Raw genomic sequence first — 17415 nt, 5'->3', positions numbered from 1 at the left:
CTACAGGTTTTATGTTGCGTCAGTTGGCCCACGGCGCCTTTCGCGTACTGTTCAGCTCATTCAAATAGCCAGTACCACCCAACTGCCCCATCTGCTGGCGAATCCACGCCGCCCGCCGCGCCACATACGCCGTCGGATGGCTGGCACTCCACACCCTTGGATTGGGCAGTACCGCTGCCAGATAACTGGCCTGCTGCCGCGAAAGCCCCTTGGCACCCACGCCAAAATGATGCCGCGCTGCCGCCTCTGCGCCAAACACACCTTCGTCCCATTCCACGCTGTTGAGGTACACCTCAAGGATCCGCTGCTTGGGCCAGAGGATTTCGATCAGCCCGGTAAACCAGGCTTCCAGGCCCTTGCGCACATAACTGCGGCCGGCCCACAGGAACAGGTTTTTCGATACCTGCTGGCTCAGCGTACTGGCGCCGCGAATCGAGCCGCCGCGCTCGTTATGCAGCAGCGCAGCCTGGATCGCCCCGAAGTCAAAACCCCAATGCTGCGGGAAGCGCTGGTCCTCGCCGGCCATCACCGCGACTTTCAGGTCATCGGAGATCTCATCCCACGGCACCCAGGTACGTTGCAGGTCAATGGGCTCGCCATCGACCCAGGACTCGATCTTGCGCTCGACCATCAGTGCGGTAAACGGCGGCGGGACGACACGAAACAGCAGCACCAGCAAAACACTGCCGATGACAAACCATTTCACGACTTTGAGAAAACGACTGAAGAGGACACGCAGCATAGAGATGGCTTGGCCGAACCCGTTGAGCGGGCCATTATACAGACCCGGCCCTTTGAGTCTGACTGGAGTTCCTCATGCTGCGTGGCTTTCTGATGTTGGCGGCCTTTTTCGGCTTTACCGGTGTTGCCCTCGGCGCGTTCGCCGCCCATGGCCTGAAAAAAAGCCTGACGGCTGAATACCTGGCGATATTCCACACCGGCGTGACCTACCAACTGGTGCACGCCCTGGCGTTGTTTGGCGTGGCCTTGCTGGCCGCGCATGTGCCCGGGCGCCTGGTGCTCTGGGCCGGTGTGTCGTTCAGCATCGGCATCTTGCTGTTCTCCGGCAGCCTGTACCTGCTGACCACCATCGGCATTGGCAAGCTGGGGATCATCACGCCGTTTGGCGGCCTGGCGTTCCTGATTGGCTGGCTGTGCCTGGGGCTCGCCGCCTGGCGCCTGCAACTGACCGCCTGACGCTTGTAGCTGACCTTCAGGTCACGATCAGGCTAGAATGCTGGCCCCTAAAAACGATGGCGGCCCGTGGCATGCGCATTCAATTGAACGGCGAATCCTATGAACTGCCCGACGGTGAAACCGTCGCGGCCCTGCTGACCCGTCTGGAACTGACCGGACGTCGCGTCGCAGTGGAGCTCAACCAGGATATCGTCCCGCGTAGCCAGCACACCGAAACCGCCCTCACCGAAGGCGATCAGGTTGAAGTGGTCCACGCCATCGGCGGCGGCTAGCCCTGCGGCAACTACCCGGATTCTGCAGAACCTCACCCCAACTCGAGGATTTCCCATGAGCATCGTTCGTAGCGACAAGCCCTTCGTCCTGGCCGGTCGTACCTACCAGTCGCGTTTGCTGGTAGGCACCGGCAAGTACCGCGACATGGAAGAAACCCGCCTGGCTATCGAAGCCTCGGGCGCCGAAATCGTGACGGTGGCTGTGCGCCGCACCAATATCGGCCAGAACCCGGGCGAACCGAACTTGCTGGATATCCTGCCGCCCGATCGCTACACCATCCTGCCCAACACTGCCGGTTGCTACGACGCCATCGAAGCTGTGCGCACCTGCCGCCTGGCCCGTGAGCTGCTCGACGGCCACAACCTGGTGAAGCTGGAAGTGCTGGCGGACCAGAAAACCCTGTTCCCCAACGTGATCGAAACCCTCAAGGCCGCCGAAACCCTGGTCAAGGAAGGTTTCGACGTGATGGTCTACACCAGCGATGACCCGATCATCGCCCGCCAACTGGCCGAGATCGGCTGCATCGCGGTCATGCCGCTGGCCGGCCTGATCGGTACTGGCCTGGGGATCTGCAACCCGTACAACCTGCAGATCATCCTCGAAGAAGCCAAGATCCCGGTGCTGGTGGATGCCGGCGTCGGTACCGCGTCCGATGCCACCATCGCCATGGAACTGGGCTGCGAAGCGGTGCTGATGAACTCGGCCATCGCCAATGCGCAACAGCCGATCATGATGGCCGAAGCCATGAAACACGCGATTGTCGCCGGCCGCCTGGCGTACCTCGCCGGGCGTATGCCAAAAAAACTTTACGCCAGCGCCTCCTCGCCGCTGGATGGTCTGATCAAGTAAGAGCCATTGATGACTGAATCAAACGAAACGCCGAACCCCGTGGAAGAAGGCGACGAGTCCAAGCACCGCCGCATCAAGAGTTTTGTGATGCGTGCCGGGCGCATGACCGAAGGCCAGCAAAAGGGCCTGGACCAGGGCACGCCGCTGTTCGTCCTGCCCCTGGCCGATGCGCCGGTGGACTTCGACCAGGTGTTTGGCCGTTCGGCCCCGCGCTCCCTGGAAATTGGCTTCGGCATGGGCCATTCCCTGCTGGAAATGGCTGCAGCGTCGCCCGAGCAAGACTTTATCGGCGTGGAAGTGCACCGTCCGGGCGTGGGCGCGCTGCTTAACGGCGTGCTGACCCAGGGCCTGAAAAACCTGCGGGTCTATGACTGCGATGCGATCGAAGTGCTTAACCGCTGCATCGCCGACAACAGCCTCGACCGCCTGATGCTGTTTTTCCCGGATCCATGGCACAAGAGTCGTCACCACAAGCGCCGTATCGTCCAGGCGTCCTTCGCGGAACTGGTGCGCAGCAAGCTCAAGGTGGGCGGCATCCTGCACATGGCCACCGATTGGGAACCGTATGCGCAGTACATGCTGGAAGTGATGAACGTCGCCCCTGGCTACCGCAACCTGGCCGAAGATGGTCAGTGCGTACCACGCCCGGCCGAACGTCCGATCACCAAGTTCGAACGCCGTGGCGAGCGGTTGGGGCATGGGGTTTGGGATTTGAAGTTCGAAAAGCTGGCTTGATCAGCCAGAAAACTGGAATGCGACCAACTGTAGGAGCTGGCTTGCCTGCGATAGCGTCACTTGGGTATCACTGATACACCGAGGTGACGCTATCGCAGGCAAGCCAGCTCCTACAGTTGTTTTGTGGTGGGCTTTGAGTCAGCGGCGGTCGGCAACCACGCCAATCAACACCAGCACCACCAACAGCACCGGTGCCAGGCTGTAGTTATTGAACTGGCTCAACCCCCGCACAATCCACGGCGTGGCGTAGATCAGCGCGGCGCCGCTGCCGATCATGCACAGCAGGGCCATCAACGGTACGCGCAAGGCGCCGGCGATGCTGCCCAGGCGCGCTTCGACCCAGCCCTTGATGTCGGCGCCGAATAGCACCAACAGGCAGCCTACCAGCGCCAGGGATATTTCCGACAGGTTGCTACGGCTCCAGCGGGATACGGTGGCGAGCAGGTCGAGTACCAGATCCATTCGATTTCCTTAGAGCGATCAGCTCAAAAACTTCTGCAGCAGGTCATTGAGAAAGAGTTGCCCACGGTCCGTGGCCGCCAGGCGTGACGGTTCGACCTGCAATAAGCCACTTTGTTCGGCATCCCTGCGGGCTTGATCCAGGCTGGCCAGGTCCAGGCCGGTGCGCTCGGCATACAGCTTGGCTTCCACGCCCTCGGTCAGGCGCAGGGCGTTCATCAGGAACTCGAAGGGCAGTTCCTCGTTGGTCAGCTCTTTCATGCCTGCCTGGAAGCTTTTTGCCGGGTTGAGGTAGTCCTTCGGTGCGCGGGTCTTCCAGGTGCGCACGATGCGCCCGTCTGGATGGCTGAGCTTGCCGTGGGCGCCGGCGCCGATGCCGATAAAGTCGCCAAAACTCCAGTAATTGAGGTTATGCCGCGCGGGCCGGCCCGGCTGGGCGTAGGCCGAGACTTCATATTGCGCGTAGCCGTGTTCGGCGAGCAGGGCCTGGCCGGCTTCCTGGATATCCCACAGGGTGTCGTCTTCCGGCAGCGTCGGCGGCTGGTTCCAAAATACGGTGTTGGGTTCCAGGGTCAGTTGGTACCACGACAGATGGGTCGGCTTGAGCGCAATCGCCTGGCGCAGGTCGCCCAAGGCGTCGTCCAGGGATTGATCGGGCAAACCGTGCATCAGGTCCAGGTTGAAGTTATCGAACCCGGCCTGGCGTGCCATGCCGGCGGCGCGTACGGCTTCGTCGCCGTTGTGGATGCGGCCCAAGGCCTTGAGCTTTTCCTGCTGGAAGCTCTGGATGCCAATCGACAGGCGATTGATCCCCAGCTTGCGGTAGGCGACGAACTTCTCTTGCTCGAAGGTGCCGGGGTTGGCTTCCAGGGTGATTTCGATATCGCTGGCAAACCGGATACGTTGCTCCACGCCCTCCAGCAACCGGCCCAGCGCCGCCGCACTGAACAGGCTTGGCGTGCCGCCGCCAAAGAAGATCGAACTCAACTCGCGGCCATACACCGCGTGCAGGTCCTGATCCAGGTCCGCCAGCAGCGCGTCGACATACTCTTCTTCCGGCAGCAGCTTGCTGGCGGTGTGGGAGTTGAAGTCGCAATAGGGGCATTTACGCACGCACCACGGGATGTGGATGTACAGCGCCAGGGGCGGCAGCACTGGCAAGGCCGCCCGAGGTGTTTGCGCGCCACCGAGGATCAGGGGCTGCGCGGAGGTGTTGTGGGTCATTTCAAGCCCAGGCGCTGGCGCAGCAAATCCATTGCGCGGGCGCGGTGGCTGATCTGGTTTTTGTCGGCGGGGCTCAGTTCGGCGCTGGACACATTGCGCTCCGGCACCCAGAACAGCGGGTCATAGCCAAACCCGTGCTCGCCGCTGGCCGTATGCAGGATGCGCCCGTGCCACAAGCCTTCGCAGAGGATCGGCAGCGGGTCGTCGGCATGCCGCACCAGCGCCAGCACGCAGACAAACTGCGCGCCGCGCATCGCGTCCGGCACGTCCTTGAGGGCGTCCAGCAGCTTGGCGTTGTTCGCCGCGTCGCCTTTGCCGTCGGCATAGCGCGCCGAGTAGATGCCAGGAGCGCCGCCGAGGAAGTCCACCGCCAGGCCCGAATCGTCGGCCAGTGCCGGCAGGCCGGAAATGCGCGAGGCATTGCGGGCCTTGAGGATGGCGTTTTCGACGAATGACAGGCCGGTCTCTTCCGGCTCCACCTGGCTGAACTCGCCAATCGAGCGCAATTGCACCGATTCGCCGAGCATGGCCTGGAGTTCCTTGAGTTTGCCGGCGTTATGGCTGGCCAGTACGAGTTGTGTCAGGTTCATTATTCGGCCGGGAACAGTTCTTGGGTGAAACTGAAACCGTGGGCCTTGCCGCCGGTTTCAACATTGATGGTAAAGGTGCGGAATTCCTGCTGCGGCACCGAGTAGGGGGCGAGGTAGTAGATCGCGCCTTTTTCGGTGATTTGCTTGAAGGTCAGCATTTCACTTTTGCCGGTCAGGTCCTTGATCGTGCCGGTCACTTGCGCCGCCACGGGCTCCACGCCCTTGATCACCGAAACGTTGATCATGCCCTTGTTCTTGCTGCGCACTACGCCCACGGCCTGGGCTGTCTCGGGTTGCAGGAAGCTGGAGGTGAAGGTGCTGTAGTGCACGGTGATATCACCAAATGCCTTCTGCCGATTGCTGTCGATAGGGCCGGCGGCCATGGCACTGGCGCCCAGGCAGGCGGTGAGTAGAAAAATAGCCAGGCGACTCATGATCGTCCTCCTCGAAAATGGTTAGACGGCAATCTGGTGGTCGGTCAGGCCAGGACTGCTGACCCGATAAATCCCGATTTCACCCAAAAGATTAGGCCATAGCTTACTCGCCCAGCCGTGGCGATGCTGTTGATCGACGGCAAGGCGGTTGATCACCTTGGCTTCGCGCCCGCTGCACAGTGCTTCGAAGTCCTCGAAGGTGCAGAAGTGAATGTTGGGCGTGTTGTACCAGGTGTACGGCAAGAAGTCCGATACCGGCATCCGGCCCTTGGTGGCCAGGTACCAGCGGCAGCGCCAGTGGCCGAAGTTGGGGAAGGTGATGATGCACTGGCGGCCGACGCGCAACATCTCGTCGAGGATCCGGTCCGGATAGTGCACGGCCTGCAGGGCCTGGGTCATCACCACGATATCGAAGCTGTTGCTGGCAAAGTTGCCCAGGCCCTTGTCCAGGTCCTGCTCGATCACGTTGATGCCCTTGGCCACGCACTGGGCGATGTTGTCCGGGTCGTTTTCCAGGCCATAGCCGGTGACTTGCTTGTTGTCGCGCAGCCAGCTCAGCAGTTCGCCATCGCCGCAACCCAGGTCGAGCACGCGGCTGCCGGCGGGGATCCAGTCTTGGATGATTTCCAGGTCGGCTCTCATGGCTTTCTCACAATGTAATGCGGTTCATGTAGTTGCTGAACGCCTGCAGGTAGCGCGGGATCGGGATCAGGAAGGCGTCGTGGCCTTGCGGTGCATCGATCTCCAGGTAGCACACGTCTTTGCGCGCAGCCATCAGCGCATCCACCAGTTCCCGCGAGCGGGCCGGCGAAAAGCGCCAGTCGGTGGTGAACGACATCACGCAGAACTTGGCGCTGGCACCCTCGAAGGTCTTCGCCAGGTCGTCGTCAAAGTTTGCCGCCGGGTCGAAGTAGTCCAAAGCCTTGGTCATCAGCAGGTAGGTGTTGGCGTCAAAACGCCCGGAAAACTCCTCGCCCTGGTAACGCAAGTAGCTTTCGACCTGGAATTCGACGCTGTGGAAGTCGTAGTTGAGCTTCTCGCTCTTGAGCCCACGGCCGAATTTCTCGCCCATGGAGTCATCCGACAGGTAGGTGATATGCCCAACCATCCGCGCCAGCATCAAGCCGCGCTTGGGAATCACCCCGGCTTCCTGGAACGAACCACCGTGGAACTCGGGGTCGGTGAGGATCGCCTGGCGCGCCACTTCGTTGAAGGCGATGTTCTGCGCCGACAACTTGGGGGCCGAGGCGATGGCCAGGCAATGGCGCACGCGGTCGGGGTAGGTGATGGTCCATTGCAGGGCCTGCATACCGCCCAGGCTGCCGCCGATCACCGCGGCCCATTGCTGGATGCCCAGCAGGTCGGCCAGGCGTGCCTGGCTGTGCACCCAGTCTTCGACGGTCAGTACCGGGAAGTCGGCGCCAAACGGCTTGCCGGTTTCCGGGTTGAGGCTGCTGGGGCCGGTGGAGCCATTGCAGCCGCCAAGGTTGTTCAGGCTGACCACAAAGAATTTGTTGGTGTCGATGGGCTTGCCGGGGCCGATGCAGCTGTCCCACCAGCCGGGCTTGCGCTCGTCGGCGCTGTGGTAGCCAGCGGCGTGGTGATGGCCGGACAGGGCGTGGCAGATCAGCACGGCATTGCTGGCCGTGGCGTTCAACTCGCCGTAGGTTTCATAGATCAGGTCATAGGCCGGCAGCGATCGACCGCAGGCCAGGGCCAGGGGTTCGCTGAAGTGCGCCACTTGGGGCACGACCAGTCCAACAGAATCGGGGGGGAAGGCAGCTGGCATCGACCCTGCTCTCGTTTAAATGAGGCGTAAGTCTAAAGAGCGGGGGGGCCAGCGGCAAGCGAACCTTGTCCTGGCTGATGACGGCTTGTTTCTGTGGGAGCCGGCTTGCCGGCGATGGCGTTTTCGCCGGTGCCATCGCCGGCAAGCCGGCTCCTCCAAAGGTCAGATCAGCAAGCGCAGGATGTCCGGCATCATGGTCATTGCCGCCAGGTTGTTGATCACCAGCATGTCCAGGAGCTTGAGCACCATGAACGCAAGGATCGGCGAGATATCCAGGCCACCCAGGTTCGGCAGGATCTTGCGGAATGGCGCCAGGGCCGGCTCGCAGATCTGGTTGACCAGTTCGGCGCCCGGGTTATGGCTGCCCGGTGCGACCCACGACAGGATCACGCTGATGATCAGGGCGAAGAAGAAAATCTTCAGGAACAGCGCGGTCACGCCGATCAGGGCCCAGACCAGCAGTTGCAGGAAATTGCCCATGGTGCCGTAGGTCAGCAGCAGCGTCAGGGCCATCAGCGCCAGTTGGACCAGGATCGCCAGGACCAGCGACGACATGTCCAGGCCGAACAGACTCGGGATCACCCGGCGCAGCGGCTTGAGCAGTGGCTGGGTGGCCTTCACGGCGAATTGGCAGAGCGGGTTGTAGAAGTTGGCGCGTACCAGTTGCAGGACAAAACGCAACAGCACGATCAGCAGGTAAAGGCTGCCGAGGGTTTGCAGTACATAGACGGCGGCGGTGTTCAAACCAATCATATTGGCTCCTTATTGACCCAGTTGTTCGGCAAGTTCAGCCGAGCGGTGCGCGGCGGCACCCAGTGCTTTTTCGACCAGGGCTTCAAAGCCCCCGGCCTGGAACGATTCGATGGCCGCCTGTGTGGTGCCATTGGGCGAGGTCACGCGCCGGCGCAACTCGGCCGCGTCCACATCGCTGGACACCACCATATGCGCGGCGCCGAGGGCGGTTTGTTGGGTCAGTTGCTCAGCGATTTCCCGTGGCAGGCCCAGTTTCACACCGGCGGCGGTCATGGCTTCGACCAGCAGGAAGAAATACGCCGGGCCACTGCCGGACACGGCAGTGACGGCATCCAGTTGCTGTTCTTCTTCCAGCCACAGGGCCACGCCCACGGCCGACAACAGCTCCTGGGCCTGCTCACGCTGGGCGGCGCTCACTTGGGCGGTGGCGTACAGGCCGCTGACGCCTTGGCGCAGCAATGATGGCGTGTTGGGCATGCAACGCACGATCGGCTGGGCGCCGAGCCAGTTGTTCATGCTGGCGCAGTTGATACCGGCGGCAATCGACACCACCAGTTGCTGCGGCGCCAGGCTTGGGCGCAGGGCTTCGCACACGGCCTTCATGGCCTGTGGCTTGACTGCCAGCACGATGACGTCGACGCCCTGGATGGCCTCGGCGTTGTCGGCGAAGGTTTCGATACCGTGTTCTGCGCTCACCCGGGCACGGGTCTCGGCGCCCGGATCGCTGGCGCGAATCTGCGAGGCTTGCAGGCCCTTGGCCCGCAGGCCGCCGATCAGGCTGGCCGCCATGTTACCGGCGCCGATAAAGGCTATACGCGTGCTGCTCATGACAGGTCCTTACTCAGTTGGAAGTCAGCCATTTCATGGCTGGCCGTAGTCGCGGGCACCAAACAGGGCGGTACCGATCCGCACCCAGGTGGCCCCTTGGGCAATGGCCGACTCAAGGTCATGGCTCATGCCCATGGAAAGTGTGTCGAGCCCCAGGTCCAGGCTCGCTTGCAAGTCTCGTACGGCGGCAAACGCCGCATCTTGCTGCGCGCGGTCGTCGGTGGGCTCGGGGATCGCCATCAGGCCGCGCAGCTTCAAGCGGGGCAGGGCTTGGATCGCCTCGGCCAATGCTGGCAAATCGGCGGGTGTACAGCCGGATTTGCTGGCTTCGCCACTGACATTGACCTGGATGCAGATATTGAGCGGGGGCAGGTCGGCCGGGCGTTGTTCGGACAGGCGTTGGGCGATTTTCAGGCGGTCCACGGAGTGCACCCAAGCGAAGTTCTCGGCGATAGCGCGCGTCTTGTTCGATTGAATGGGGCCGATGAAGTGCCAACTCAAGGGCAGGTCGGTTAATTCGGCCTGTTTGCCGAGGGCTTCCTGCAAGTAGTTCTCGCCGAAGTCGCGTATCCCTGCGGCATGGGCCTGGCGCACGGCTTGCGCGGGTTTGGTCTTGCTCACGGCCAGCAAGTGGACGCTGCTTTCATCGCGCTGCACGGCCCGGGCCGCGGCACGGATGCGCTCACTAACCAGGCCGATATTGTCTGCTATGGTCGACATTCAAGTTGCGCCCGTGGATATGGAGTCCGCGGCATTCTACTGGAAATGGATAGCCCTATGGACATCACTGAACTGCTGGCCGCAAGTGTCAGCCGGGGCGCCTCCGACCTGCATCTGTCGGCAGGGCTGGCGCCGAGGGTGCGCGTTGATGGTGAGGTTCTGCCGCTGGATTGGCCGGTGCTGAGTGCTGCCCAACTGGCCGACCTGCTCAGCCCGATCCTCAATAAACACCAACAAAAGGATTTCGAAACATCTCTTGAAACGGATTTTTCCTTTGAAGTGCCGGGTGTCGCGCGCTTTCGCGCCAATGTGTTCCGCCAGCACCGGGGGATGGGCGCGGTGTTTCGCGCGATCCCCTCGCGGGTCCAAAGCCTGGAAGCCTTGGGGCTTGGCGATGTATTCCGGCGCATCGCCGAGCTGCCCAGGGGGCTGGTGCTGGTGACAGGTGCCACGGGCTCGGGCAAGTCCACCACCCTGGCGGCGATGGTCGATTACCTCAACAACACTTGCCAGCAGCACATCCTGACCCTTGAGGATCCCATCGAGTTTGTCCACGAACCGCGCAAGGCGTTGATCAGCCAGCGCCAGGTGCATCGCGACACCCACAGCTTTTCGGCGGCCCTGCGTTCTGCTCTGCGCGAAGATCCGGATGTGATCCTGGTGGGGGAGTTGCGCGACCTGGAAACTATCCGCCTGGCCCTGACAGCGGCTGAAACCGGGCACCTGGTGTTTGGCACCCTGCACACCAGTTCGGCGGCAAAGACCGTGGACCGGCTGGTGGATGTGTTCCCGGTTGGGGAAAAGGCCATGGTCCGCTCGATGCTCTCGGAGTCGCTGCAGGCGGTGGTGAGTCAGGTGTTATTGAGCAAAGTCGGCGGCGGGCGCGTGGCGGCCCATGAAATCATGCTCGGCACGCCGGCGGTCCGTAACCTGATCCGCGAGGACAAGGTGGCGCAGTTGTACTCGGCGATCCAGACAGGTGGGGCGTTGGGGATGAAAACGTTGGATATGAGCTTGAAGGGGTTGGTCGGTCAGGGGCTGATTAGTCGCGAAGAGGCGCGGGGGCAGGCGCGGGTGCCAGCAGATATATAGGATGTGGGAGCTGGCTTGCCTGGGATGCAGGCAAGCCAGCTCCCACACAAGCCAGCATTCACATTTGCATTTACTGTCAGCGCTGCACAATCCGCAGGTTGTTCTGCTCTTTGGGCAGCACGCGCTTGGCAATCACGTAGTTCTTGTTCCAGAACGGTTTTTTCAGGGTGTCGATACTGACCGACTTGCCACGGCGCGGTGCGTGGATAAAACGGTCGTTGCCCAGGTAAATGGCTACATGGTTGACCTGGCGGCTCTTGAGCTTGAAGAACAACAGGTCGCCGGGCTTCAAATCCTTGCGATCAACCTTCTGCCCGTGGCCGCTGGCCATGGCATTGGAGGTGCGTGGCAAGTCCACCGCAGCTACATCATTGAAGGCGTATTTCACCAAACCACTGCAATCAAAGCCTTTACTTGGGCTGCTGCCGCCCCAACGATAAGGGGTACCGAGCACGTTGACCGCACGGCTCAAGACTTTGCTGCTTTTCTGGTTATTGCTCACGACCAGGCCGGGAACTGCTTTAACGTTGGCCTTGCTCAGTTGAGCCGGGCGCTTGACGCTGAGCTTTACCGATTTGGCGGAGCTGGTAGTGGCGTGAACTTTAGGGGTGAAACCATTAACGTTCGGAAGTCGTTGCTCACGATTGGTGGCGTGGGCGGCCAGTGGCATCAATAGGCAAATGGTTAGCCATGTCTTTAAAAATGGTCGCATAAGGCAGGCTCTTGTTGGTTTGCGCGCAACTTTATAACAGCTTTTAGTGTCTTTCTCAGGCCGTTTGTCGACTGAACCTTGACGTCAAAATCAGGAAAACCGCGACGAACTGTCGCAATTGTCCTACACAAGTCAGACGGCATAAGGCTTTGAGGGAAGCGACGATAGCATTTGCCGTACGTCGGGTGCCTGTAAAAAAGTCACAAAGAAACCAGAAATATTTATCTATCGAGGCAAAAGAGGTCATTCATGAACACCTATCGACAGGATGTTTCGCAACAGGACACTCACAGCAAGATGATCGGTTATCTGCTCTGGATCTTCGGTTTTACCGGGGCACACCGCTTCTACTACGGCAAGCCGGTGACAGGGACGATCTGGTTCTTCACCTTTGGTTTGCTGGGGATTGGCTGGTTGATCGACCTGTTTCTGATCCCGGCAATGGACCGTGAAGCCGACCTGCGTTTTACCGCCGGGCCCATTGAATACAACGTGGCGTGGATTCTGTTGGCGTTTCTTGGGGTATTTGGCTTGCACCGCATGTATCAGGGCAAATGGCTCACCGGCCTGTTGTACCTGGTGACCGGCGGCTTGTTCCTGATTGGCGTGCTGTATGACTTCTGGACACTGAACACGCAGATTTCGGTGCGCAATGCCGAGCGCCTGGGCGGGCGGTAAGCGTCGCTGGGCGCATGTGGGAGCTGGCTTGCCTGCGATGCGGGCACCTCGGTATGTCAGTGACACTGAGGTGATGCAATCGCAGGCAAGCCAGCTCCCACACTTTAGCGGATCAGGCCTGGTAGCTGATCCGTCCATCCACCAGGGTGTAACGCACAGTCGCCGGCAAGCTATGGCCGATGAACGGGCAGTTTTCACCGCGGGACAGCCACTGCTCGCCGGCGACAGTAGAACTGGCCGGGTCAAACAGCACCAGGTCCGCCGCCGCACCCACCGCCAGCTTGCCCGCCGGCAGGCGCAGCGCTTGCGCCGGGCCTGAGCTCAGGCGTGCCAGCAACGTTGGCAAGTCCAGCAACCCATCTTCCACCAGGGTCATTGCCAGTGGCAGCAGCAGCTCGACGCTACTGATCCCAGGCTCTGTCGCGCCAAACGGTGCCAGCTTGGCATCCCGTTCGTGGGGCTGGTGGTGGCTGGAGATCGCCGACACCACCCCGGACTTCACCGCCGCACGCAAACCGTCACGGTCGGCGCGGGTGCGCAGTGGCGGTTGCACGTGGTACAGGCTGGAGAAGTCGATCAACGCCTCATCGGTCAGGATCAACTGGTACAGCGCCACATCGGCGGTCACCGGCAGGCCACGGGCCTGGGCCTGGGCGATCAAGGCTACGCCGCGGGCGCTGGTCAGTTGGCTGAAGTGCGCGCGTACGCCGCTTTGTTCCACCAGCAGCAGATCACGGGCCAGGGCCACGGTTTCTGCGGTTTCCGGGATGCCTGCCAGGCCGAGGAAGCTGGCGGTAGGGCCTTCATGGGCCAGGCCGCCTTCGGCCAGGTCGTGGTCCTGGGAGTGGAAGATCACCGTCAGGTCGAAGGTGGCCGCGTACTCCAGGGCACGGCACAGGGTGCGGGTGCTGCGGAAACTCTCCAGGCCGTTGCCGAAGGCCACGCAACCCGCGTCGCGCAGGGCAATCAGCTCGGCCAGTTGCTCGCCATCCAGGCCTTTGCTCAGGGCGCCGATGGGGAACACTTTGCAATTGCCGGCCTCGCGGGCGCGGTCGAGGATCAGCTCGGCCACGGCCGAGGTGTCCAGCACCGGTTTGGTCTGCGGCGGGCAGCACAGGCTGGTGACACCGCCTGCAGCGGCGGCGCGGGTTTCGCTGGCGATGCTGCCTTTGCGGCTGTAGCCCGGCTCGCGCAGGGCCACGTTCAGGTCTACCAGGCCGGGCGCGGCCACCAGGCCTTTGGCGTCGATGCTCTGAACCGGGCTGAAACCACTGGGGGCGGCGCCGATGGCGATGATCTTGCCGGCTTCCAGGTGCAGATCAGTGACTTGATCCAGGCCGCTGGCGGGATCGATGACTCGGGCGCCGAGAATGCTGAGCTTCACTGGGCGTTCTCCTGCTCGAATTGACGTTGGGCAGTTTGCCCGCTCATGGCCATGGACAGCACGGCCATGCGCACCGCGATGCCGTAGGTGACCTGGTTGAGAATCACTGAGTGCGGACCGTCGGCCACCGCCGACTCAATCTCCACCCCCCGGTTGATCGGGCCTGGGTGCATGACAATGGCATCCGGCTTGGCGCCGGCCAGGCGTGCGGTGGTCAGGCCGAACAGACGGTAGAACTCGCCTTCGCTGGGCAGCAGGCCACCGGCCATGCGCTCGCGTTGCAGGCGCAGCATGATCACCACGTCGACATCCTTCAGGCCTTCGGCCATGTCGGTGTAGACCTTCACCCCGTATTGCTCGATGCCTACCGGCAGCAGGGTTTTCGGCGCGATCACGCGGATATCCGGGCAGCCCAGGGTTTTCAGGGCCAACATGTTCGAGCGTGCCACCCGCGAGTGCAGGATATCGCCGACGATGGCCACCGAGAGGTTTTCAAAGCCGCCCTTGTGCCGACGGATGGTGAGCATGTCGAGCATGCCCTGGGTCGGGTGGGCGTGGCGGCCATCGCCACCGTTGATGATCGCTACCTGTGGGCACACGTGCTCGGCGATAAAGTGCGCCGCGCCCGAGTCGCCATGACGCACCACGAACATGTCGGCCGCCATGGCCTCCAGGTTGCGCAGGGTGTCGAGCAGGGTTTCGCCCTTGCTCGCCGACGAGGTGGAGACGTTCAGGGTGATCACGTCGGCTGACAGGCGCTGGGCCGCCAGTTCGAAGGTGGTGCGGGTGCGCGTCGAGTTCTCGAAGAACACGTTGCAAATGGTTTTGCCGCGCAGCAGCGGGACTTTCTTCACCGCCCGGCCGCCGACTTCAAGGAACGAGTCGGCAGTGTCGAGGATTTCGGTGAGCAATTCGCGGGGCAGGCCGTCGAGGGACAGGAAGTGTTGCAGCTGGCCCTGAGCGTTGAGCTGCAGCGGGCGCTTGGCATCTAGAGGCGTCATCGCGGGGACTCTTTACAAGGCGGTTTAAAGGGCGAGGTCTTGCAGTTCGAGTTCGAGCGGCGTGGGACCGGACAATTTTACCCGCTGCTGGGCCGAAAGCGACAGGGTCGCGCCCACCACATCCGGGCTGATCGGCAGTTCGCCAGCCTCGAGGTCGAGCAGGCAGACCAGGGTGATGCTGGCCGGGCGGCCGTAGTCGAACAGCTCGTTCATGGCGGCGCGGATCGTGCGCCCGCTCATCAGCACGTCATCGATCAGTACCAGGTGCTGGCCTTCGATTTCAAAGGGCAGCGCTGACGGGCGCACTTGCGGGTGCAGGCCGTTCTGGCTGAAGTCATCGCGGTAGAAGGACACATCCAGGGTGCCCAGGGGCGCATCACTGCCCAGCTCTTGCAGCAACGCCTGGGCGACCCACACGCCACCGGTACGGATACCGATGAAACGCGGCTCGCTGATGGCGCGGTGTTGCAGGTGGGTCGTGAGGCTCGTCGCCATCTGACGGATCAGTTCGGCGGGATTGGGCAGGCTCATGGTGGCTCCTTCAAGGGCTTGGGCAGCGTGACGCTGGCAAAGTCCGGGCTCAAACGTAAGAAGACGCGGCAAGCCGCGTCAGTCAGGATTCAAATAAAGCAGTGTTTTCATCCAGCCACCCCTGCAGCAGCAAGGCGGCGGCAATGGCGTCGACCGGGTTGTCGCGGTAGCTGCCTTTCTGCCCGCCACGGTCGCGACGCTCACCCTTGGCCTCGAAGGTCGTCAGGCGTTCATCGTGGGTATAGAAGGGCAGGTTGTAGCGGCCGTTGAGGCGGCGGGCGAACTTTTCGGCGCGCAGGCACATGTCGCTGGGGGTGCCGTCCATGTTCAGCGGCAGGCCGACCACCACTGCGTCGGGCTTCCATTCCTTGATCAGGGCTTCGACCTGATTCCAGTCCGGTATGCCGTTCTGCGCCTTCAAGGTACACAGCTCGCGGGCCTGGCCGGTGATGACCTGGCCCACGGCCACGCCAATCTGCTTGGTGCCGTAATCAAACCCGAGGATCAGTCGCAAGGCCATCAGGCGTGCCCCACCTGGCTGGTCAGCAGGTTGAGGTTGACCCCCAACTGCTTGGCCGCGGCATTCAGGCGCAGTTCGCTGGCGGTGTTGAACAGAATGTCGGCATCGAAGGGGCAGGTCAGCCAGGCATTGTTGGCCAGCTCTTCTTCCAGTTGCCCGGCCTCCCAGCCCGCGTAACCCAGGGTGATCAGGCTCTGCTGCGGGCCGGCGCCATCAGCGATGGCAAACAGCACGTCCTGGGAAGTGGACAACGACACGCCCTCCAGGTCGACGGTTGCCTGGAACGTCGGGCCGCTGGGATGCAGCACGAAGCCGCGGTCAGTCTGCACCGGGCCACCGAAGTAGATCGGCACCGCCTGGCAACTGGCGGGTGGGTCGATCTCCGGGCGCAGTTGCTCAAGGATATCCGCCAGGTTCAGGTCTTGCGGTCGGTTGACCACCAGCCCCATGGCGCCATTGGCCGTGTGCTCGACGATATAGGTCAAGGTGTGCGCAAAGTTCGGGTCGGCCATATGGGGCATGGCGATCAGGAATTGGTGCTTGAGGTAAGTCGGGCTGACATTTTTCATGTCCGCTAGTGTGGCGTTGGAGGGGCGAACTGACAAGCTGGGGATGTGTAGGAATACGGTTAGCGGATTTGTTGCCCGTGTAGGAGCGAGCGTGGGGTAGTCAATTGCTGGAAAGCCGGTCGCCCTTGGCAAAGCGCCAGGTGCGGATGATTTCCAGGCGGTCGATATCGTTCAGGTCGCCGGTAAACGGGGCGAACGGTGCGGCCAGGCGCACGATGCGTTGTGCCGCCTGGTCCAGTAATGGCTGGCCGGACGACTCCAGCACCAGCACTTCATATAAGGAACCGTCGCGGTTGATTGATACGAGCAGGCGCAGGTTGCCGTAGATCTGCTGGCGCCGGGCCTCGTCCGGGTAGTTCAGGTTGCCGATGCGCTCGACCTTCTTGCGCCATTCGTCCTTATACCAGGCGCCTTTGTCGCGCATGGTAGAGGCGGCATTGAGCCGATAGATGCGCGGGCGCTTGGCATACAACTGTTGTTCGTTGGCCAGTTCGGCCTCCAGGCTGGAGATTTCGCTGGAAAGTTGCGAGCTGTCGAATGTCGGTGCGGGCTTGCTCGGCACAGGCTCGGTCTTCACGGCTTCGCGCTGGGTCACGGCCTTCTGGGGTTTTGGCGCAATGGTGGCGACGGCGGCCTTGGGCGCGGCCTGCTTGACCTCGGGCTTGGCCGCTGGAGGCGGGGTGACCTTATTGATCTTGTTGTCCTGGAAGGGCGCCACTTCGGTGGTCTTGGGCACTGCCTTTTTATCCAGGGTGCCGCTGCCCTGCTGGTTGTCCTGCGCCAGAAAGTCAGCCTTCTCGGGCTTTTTCTCACTTTTGAAGGTGGCGAGGGTGATTTCCAGGGTTTTGCTGATTTGCTGGGGTTCGACGAACGTGAAGCCCAGGCCGAGGATCAACGCCAAATGAATCAGCGCTGCCAGGAATAGGGTAAATCCGAGCCGATCAGCCGGGCGTACGCCGCTGTGGCTGAGTTCGGGGGGCAGGTCGGACGGAAGCGTCATAACAGGAAAACCAACATCGCGCGTCTCACGGGTGGCGCATGATAGCGCAATGTTGGTTTACATCTGGCTGTTCTATG

Annotated in this window: 23 protein-coding genes; 6 read left to right on the top strand and 17 right to left on the bottom strand. The window is 62.0% G+C overall.

The annotated features are described in order from the left end of the window. Positions 1 to 19: 19 nt before the first annotated feature. Entirely contained in the window at positions 20 to 742 is a 723-nt protein-coding gene (mtgA, locus tag ACSSVH_RS24720; protein ID WP_169954937.1) for a monofunctional biosynthetic peptidoglycan transglycosylase, read from the bottom strand. Between the two features lie 74 nt (positions 743 to 816). Here mtgA and ACSSVH_RS24715 point away from each other — a divergent pair, with 74 nt between their 5' ends. From ACSSVH_RS24715 to trmB, 4 genes are all read left to right on the top strand, one after another. After that, on the top strand, positions 817 to 1197 hold the full coding sequence (locus ACSSVH_RS24715; RefSeq protein ID WP_076963151.1) for a DUF423 domain-containing protein: 381 nt from the start codon (positions 817 to 819) through the stop codon (positions 1195 to 1197). A gap of 71 nt (positions 1198 to 1268) precedes the next feature. Next, the gene (gene thiS / locus ACSSVH_RS24710) at positions 1269 to 1469 is read left to right on the top strand and encodes a sulfur carrier protein ThiS (RefSeq protein ID WP_162947777.1); all 201 of its coding nucleotides are present in this window, start codon (positions 1269 to 1271) and stop codon (positions 1467 to 1469) included. Between the two features lie 55 nt (positions 1470 to 1524). After that, positions 1525 to 2319 (top strand): thiazole synthase, encoded by a 795-nt coding sequence (locus tag ACSSVH_RS24705; RefSeq protein ID WP_017845016.1) that lies wholly within the window; start codon positions 1525 to 1527, stop codon positions 2317 to 2319. Positions 2320 to 2328: 9 nt separating this feature from the next. Then, on the top strand, positions 2329 to 3054 hold the full coding sequence (gene trmB / locus ACSSVH_RS24700; protein ID WP_169954936.1) for a tRNA (guanosine(46)-N7)-methyltransferase TrmB: 726 nt from the start codon (positions 2329 to 2331) through the stop codon (positions 3052 to 3054). Positions 3055 to 3192: 138 nt separating this feature from the next. Here the strand turns inward: trmB and ACSSVH_RS24695 are convergent, their stop codons facing one another. From ACSSVH_RS24695 to ACSSVH_RS24655, 9 genes are all read right to left on the bottom strand, one after another. Then, positions 3193 to 3516 (bottom strand): DUF3392 domain-containing protein, encoded by a 324-nt coding sequence (locus tag ACSSVH_RS24695; RefSeq protein ID WP_034116244.1) that lies wholly within the window; start codon positions 3514 to 3516, stop codon positions 3193 to 3195. Positions 3517 to 3534: 18 nt separating this feature from the next. Next, positions 3535 to 4737, bottom strand: coding sequence for a radical SAM family heme chaperone HemW (gene hemW, locus ACSSVH_RS24690; RefSeq protein WP_262386264.1), 1203 nt, complete (start codon positions 4735 to 4737; stop codon positions 3535 to 3537). Further along, entirely contained in the window at positions 4734 to 5330 is a 597-nt protein-coding gene (gene rdgB, locus ACSSVH_RS24685) for an RdgB/HAM1 family non-canonical purine NTP pyrophosphatase (protein ID WP_169955044.1), read from the bottom strand. Before rdgB ends, hemW begins: the two co-directional genes overlap by 4 nt. Further along, positions 5327 to 5761: a DUF4426 domain-containing protein gene (locus ACSSVH_RS24680; RefSeq protein ID WP_029300487.1), complete on the bottom strand. Its 435-nt coding sequence runs from the start codon at positions 5759 to 5761 to the stop codon at positions 5327 to 5329. The genes rdgB and ACSSVH_RS24680 overlap by 4 nt, the downstream gene beginning before the upstream one ends. A 21-nt stretch (positions 5762 to 5782) precedes the next feature. After that, positions 5783 to 6403 (bottom strand): methionine biosynthesis protein MetW, encoded by a 621-nt coding sequence (metW, locus tag ACSSVH_RS24675; RefSeq protein ID WP_029300485.1) that lies wholly within the window; start codon positions 6401 to 6403, stop codon positions 5783 to 5785. Between the two features lie 7 nt (positions 6404 to 6410). After that, positions 6411 to 7550, bottom strand: a complete 1140-nt coding sequence (gene metX, locus ACSSVH_RS24670) for a homoserine O-succinyltransferase MetX (protein ID WP_169954935.1) — start codon at positions 7548 to 7550, stop codon at positions 6411 to 6413. Positions 7551 to 7712: 162 nt separating this feature from the next. Then, positions 7713 to 8303: a YggT family protein gene (locus tag ACSSVH_RS24665; protein WP_057440376.1), complete on the bottom strand. Its 591-nt coding sequence runs from the start codon at positions 8301 to 8303 to the stop codon at positions 7713 to 7715. 9 nt (positions 8304 to 8312) lie between these two features. Next, positions 8313 to 9131 carry a pyrroline-5-carboxylate reductase gene (gene proC / locus ACSSVH_RS24660; RefSeq protein ID WP_057440375.1) on the bottom strand — a complete coding sequence of 273 codons (819 nt, stop codon included), beginning with the start codon at positions 9129 to 9131 and terminating at the stop codon, positions 8313 to 8315. Positions 9132 to 9164: 33 nt separating this feature from the next. Next, complete coding sequence (locus ACSSVH_RS24655) at positions 9165 to 9851, bottom strand: YggS family pyridoxal phosphate-dependent enzyme (protein WP_169954934.1); 687 nt, start codon at positions 9849 to 9851, stop codon at positions 9165 to 9167. Positions 9852 to 9908: 57 nt separating this feature from the next. Here ACSSVH_RS24655 and ACSSVH_RS24650 point away from each other — a divergent pair, with 57 nt between their 5' ends. Then, the gene (locus ACSSVH_RS24650; RefSeq protein WP_172313648.1) at positions 9909 to 10943 is read left to right on the top strand and encodes a type IV pilus twitching motility protein PilT; all 1035 of its coding nucleotides are present in this window, start codon (positions 9909 to 9911) and stop codon (positions 10941 to 10943) included. A 76-nt stretch (positions 10944 to 11019) separates the two neighbouring features. On the opposite strand, the gene ACSSVH_RS24645 is transcribed toward ACSSVH_RS24650, so the two are convergent. After that, positions 11020 to 11655 carry a C40 family peptidase gene (locus ACSSVH_RS24645; protein WP_492633841.1) on the bottom strand — a complete coding sequence of 212 codons (636 nt, stop codon included), beginning with the start codon at positions 11653 to 11655 and terminating at the stop codon, positions 11020 to 11022. Positions 11656 to 11904: 249 nt separating this feature from the next. Between ACSSVH_RS24645 and ACSSVH_RS24640 the strand changes: the two genes are divergently transcribed. Beyond that, positions 11905 to 12333 carry an NINE protein gene (locus ACSSVH_RS24640; protein WP_169953555.1) on the top strand — a complete coding sequence of 143 codons (429 nt, stop codon included), beginning with the start codon at positions 11905 to 11907 and terminating at the stop codon, positions 12331 to 12333. A gap of 112 nt (positions 12334 to 12445) precedes the next feature. Here ACSSVH_RS24640 and ACSSVH_RS24635 read toward each other — a convergent pair whose 3' ends face one another. From ACSSVH_RS24635 to ACSSVH_RS24610, 6 genes are all read right to left on the bottom strand, one after another. Next, positions 12446 to 13717 carry a dihydroorotase gene (locus tag ACSSVH_RS24635; protein WP_169953557.1) on the bottom strand — a complete coding sequence of 424 codons (1272 nt, stop codon included), beginning with the start codon at positions 13715 to 13717 and terminating at the stop codon, positions 12446 to 12448. Then, positions 13714 to 14718: an aspartate carbamoyltransferase catalytic subunit gene (locus tag ACSSVH_RS24630; protein WP_038444135.1), complete on the bottom strand. Its 1005-nt coding sequence runs from the start codon at positions 14716 to 14718 to the stop codon at positions 13714 to 13716. The genes ACSSVH_RS24635 and ACSSVH_RS24630 overlap by 4 nt, the downstream gene beginning before the upstream one ends. Positions 14719 to 14742: 24 nt before the next feature. After that, positions 14743 to 15249, bottom strand: a complete 507-nt coding sequence (gene pyrR / locus ACSSVH_RS24625; protein ID WP_169953558.1) for a bifunctional pyr operon transcriptional regulator/uracil phosphoribosyltransferase PyrR — start codon at positions 15247 to 15249, stop codon at positions 14743 to 14745. An 82-nt stretch (positions 15250 to 15331) separates the two neighbouring features. Beyond that, positions 15332 to 15769 carry a Holliday junction resolvase RuvX gene (ruvX, locus tag ACSSVH_RS24620; RefSeq protein ID WP_005792259.1) on the bottom strand — a complete coding sequence of 146 codons (438 nt, stop codon included), beginning with the start codon at positions 15767 to 15769 and terminating at the stop codon, positions 15332 to 15334. Further along, positions 15769 to 16338: a YqgE/AlgH family protein gene (locus ACSSVH_RS24615; RefSeq protein ID WP_170042156.1), complete on the bottom strand. Its 570-nt coding sequence runs from the start codon at positions 16336 to 16338 to the stop codon at positions 15769 to 15771. Before ACSSVH_RS24615 ends, ruvX begins: the two co-directional genes overlap by 1 nt. A gap of 100 nt (positions 16339 to 16438) precedes the next feature. Further along, positions 16439 to 17338, bottom strand: a complete 900-nt coding sequence (locus tag ACSSVH_RS24610; RefSeq protein ID WP_169953560.1) for an energy transducer TonB — start codon at positions 17336 to 17338, stop codon at positions 16439 to 16441. Positions 17339 to 17415: the final 77 nt, after the last annotated feature.

This window comes from Pseudomonas sp. HC1(2025) (assembly GCF_058742075.1).
The sequence above is the reverse complement of the archived record's forward strand: the minus strand, read 5'-3'. Positions and strand labels throughout refer to the sequence as shown.

What these genes read in the sequence shown, in the direction of transcription:
- mtgA (WP_169954937.1), bottom strand. Translation starts at nt 742, where the DNA reads ATGCTGCGTGTCCTCTTCAGTCGTTTTCTCAAAGTCGTGAAATGGTTT.
- ACSSVH_RS24715 (WP_076963151.1), top strand. Translation starts at nt 817, where the DNA reads ATGCTGCGTGGCTTTCTGATGTTGGCGGCCTTTTTCGGCTTTACCGGT.
- thiS (WP_162947777.1), top strand. Translation starts at nt 1,269, where the DNA reads ATGCGCATTCAATTGAACGGCGAATCCTATGAACTGCCCGACGGTGAA.
- ACSSVH_RS24705 (WP_017845016.1), top strand. Translation starts at nt 1,525, where the DNA reads ATGAGCATCGTTCGTAGCGACAAGCCCTTCGTCCTGGCCGGTCGTACC.
- trmB (WP_169954936.1), top strand. Translation starts at nt 2,329, where the DNA reads ATGACTGAATCAAACGAAACGCCGAACCCCGTGGAAGAAGGCGACGAG.
- ACSSVH_RS24695 (WP_034116244.1), bottom strand. Translation starts at nt 3,516, where the DNA reads ATGGATCTGGTACTCGACCTGCTCGCCACCGTATCCCGCTGGAGCCGT.
- hemW (WP_262386264.1), bottom strand. Translation starts at nt 4,737, where the DNA reads ATGACCCACAACACCTCCGCGCAGCCCCTGATCCTCGGTGGCGCGCAA.
- ACSSVH_RS24680 (WP_029300487.1), bottom strand. Translation starts at nt 5,761, where the DNA reads ATGAGTCGCCTGGCTATTTTTCTACTCACCGCCTGCCTGGGCGCCAGT.
- metW (WP_029300485.1), bottom strand. Translation starts at nt 6,403, where the DNA reads ATGAGAGCCGACCTGGAAATCATCCAAGACTGGATCCCCGCCGGCAGC.
- metX (WP_169954935.1), bottom strand. Translation starts at nt 7,550, where the DNA reads ATGCCAGCTGCCTTCCCCCCCGATTCTGTTGGACTGGTCGTGCCCCAA.
- ACSSVH_RS24665 (WP_057440376.1), bottom strand. Translation starts at nt 8,303, where the DNA reads ATGATTGGTTTGAACACCGCCGCCGTCTATGTACTGCAAACCCTCGGC.
- proC (WP_057440375.1), bottom strand. Translation starts at nt 9,131, where the DNA reads ATGAGCAGCACGCGTATAGCCTTTATCGGCGCCGGTAACATGGCGGCC.
- ACSSVH_RS24655 (WP_169954934.1), bottom strand. Translation starts at nt 9,851, where the DNA reads ATGTCGACCATAGCAGACAATATCGGCCTGGTTAGTGAGCGCATCCGT.
- ACSSVH_RS24650 (WP_172313648.1), top strand. Translation starts at nt 9,909, where the DNA reads ATGGACATCACTGAACTGCTGGCCGCAAGTGTCAGCCGGGGCGCCTCC.
- ACSSVH_RS24645 (WP_492633841.1), bottom strand. Translation starts at nt 11,655, where the DNA reads ATGCGACCATTTTTAAAGACATGGCTAACCATTTGCCTATTGATGCCA.
- ACSSVH_RS24640 (WP_169953555.1), top strand. Translation starts at nt 11,905, where the DNA reads ATGAACACCTATCGACAGGATGTTTCGCAACAGGACACTCACAGCAAG.
- ACSSVH_RS24630 (WP_038444135.1), bottom strand. Translation starts at nt 14,718, where the DNA reads ATGACGCCTCTAGATGCCAAGCGCCCGCTGCAGCTCAACGCTCAGGGC.
- pyrR (WP_169953558.1), bottom strand. Translation starts at nt 15,249, where the DNA reads ATGAGCCTGCCCAATCCCGCCGAACTGATCCGTCAGATGGCGACGAGC.
- ruvX (WP_005792259.1), bottom strand. Translation starts at nt 15,769, where the DNA reads ATGGCCTTGCGACTGATCCTCGGGTTTGATTACGGCACCAAGCAGATT.
- ACSSVH_RS24615 (WP_170042156.1), bottom strand. Translation starts at nt 16,338, where the DNA reads ATGAAAAATGTCAGCCCGACTTACCTCAAGCACCAATTCCTGATCGCC.
- ACSSVH_RS24610 (WP_169953560.1), bottom strand. Translation starts at nt 17,338, where the DNA reads ATGACGCTTCCGTCCGACCTGCCCCCCGAACTCAGCCACAGCGGCGTA.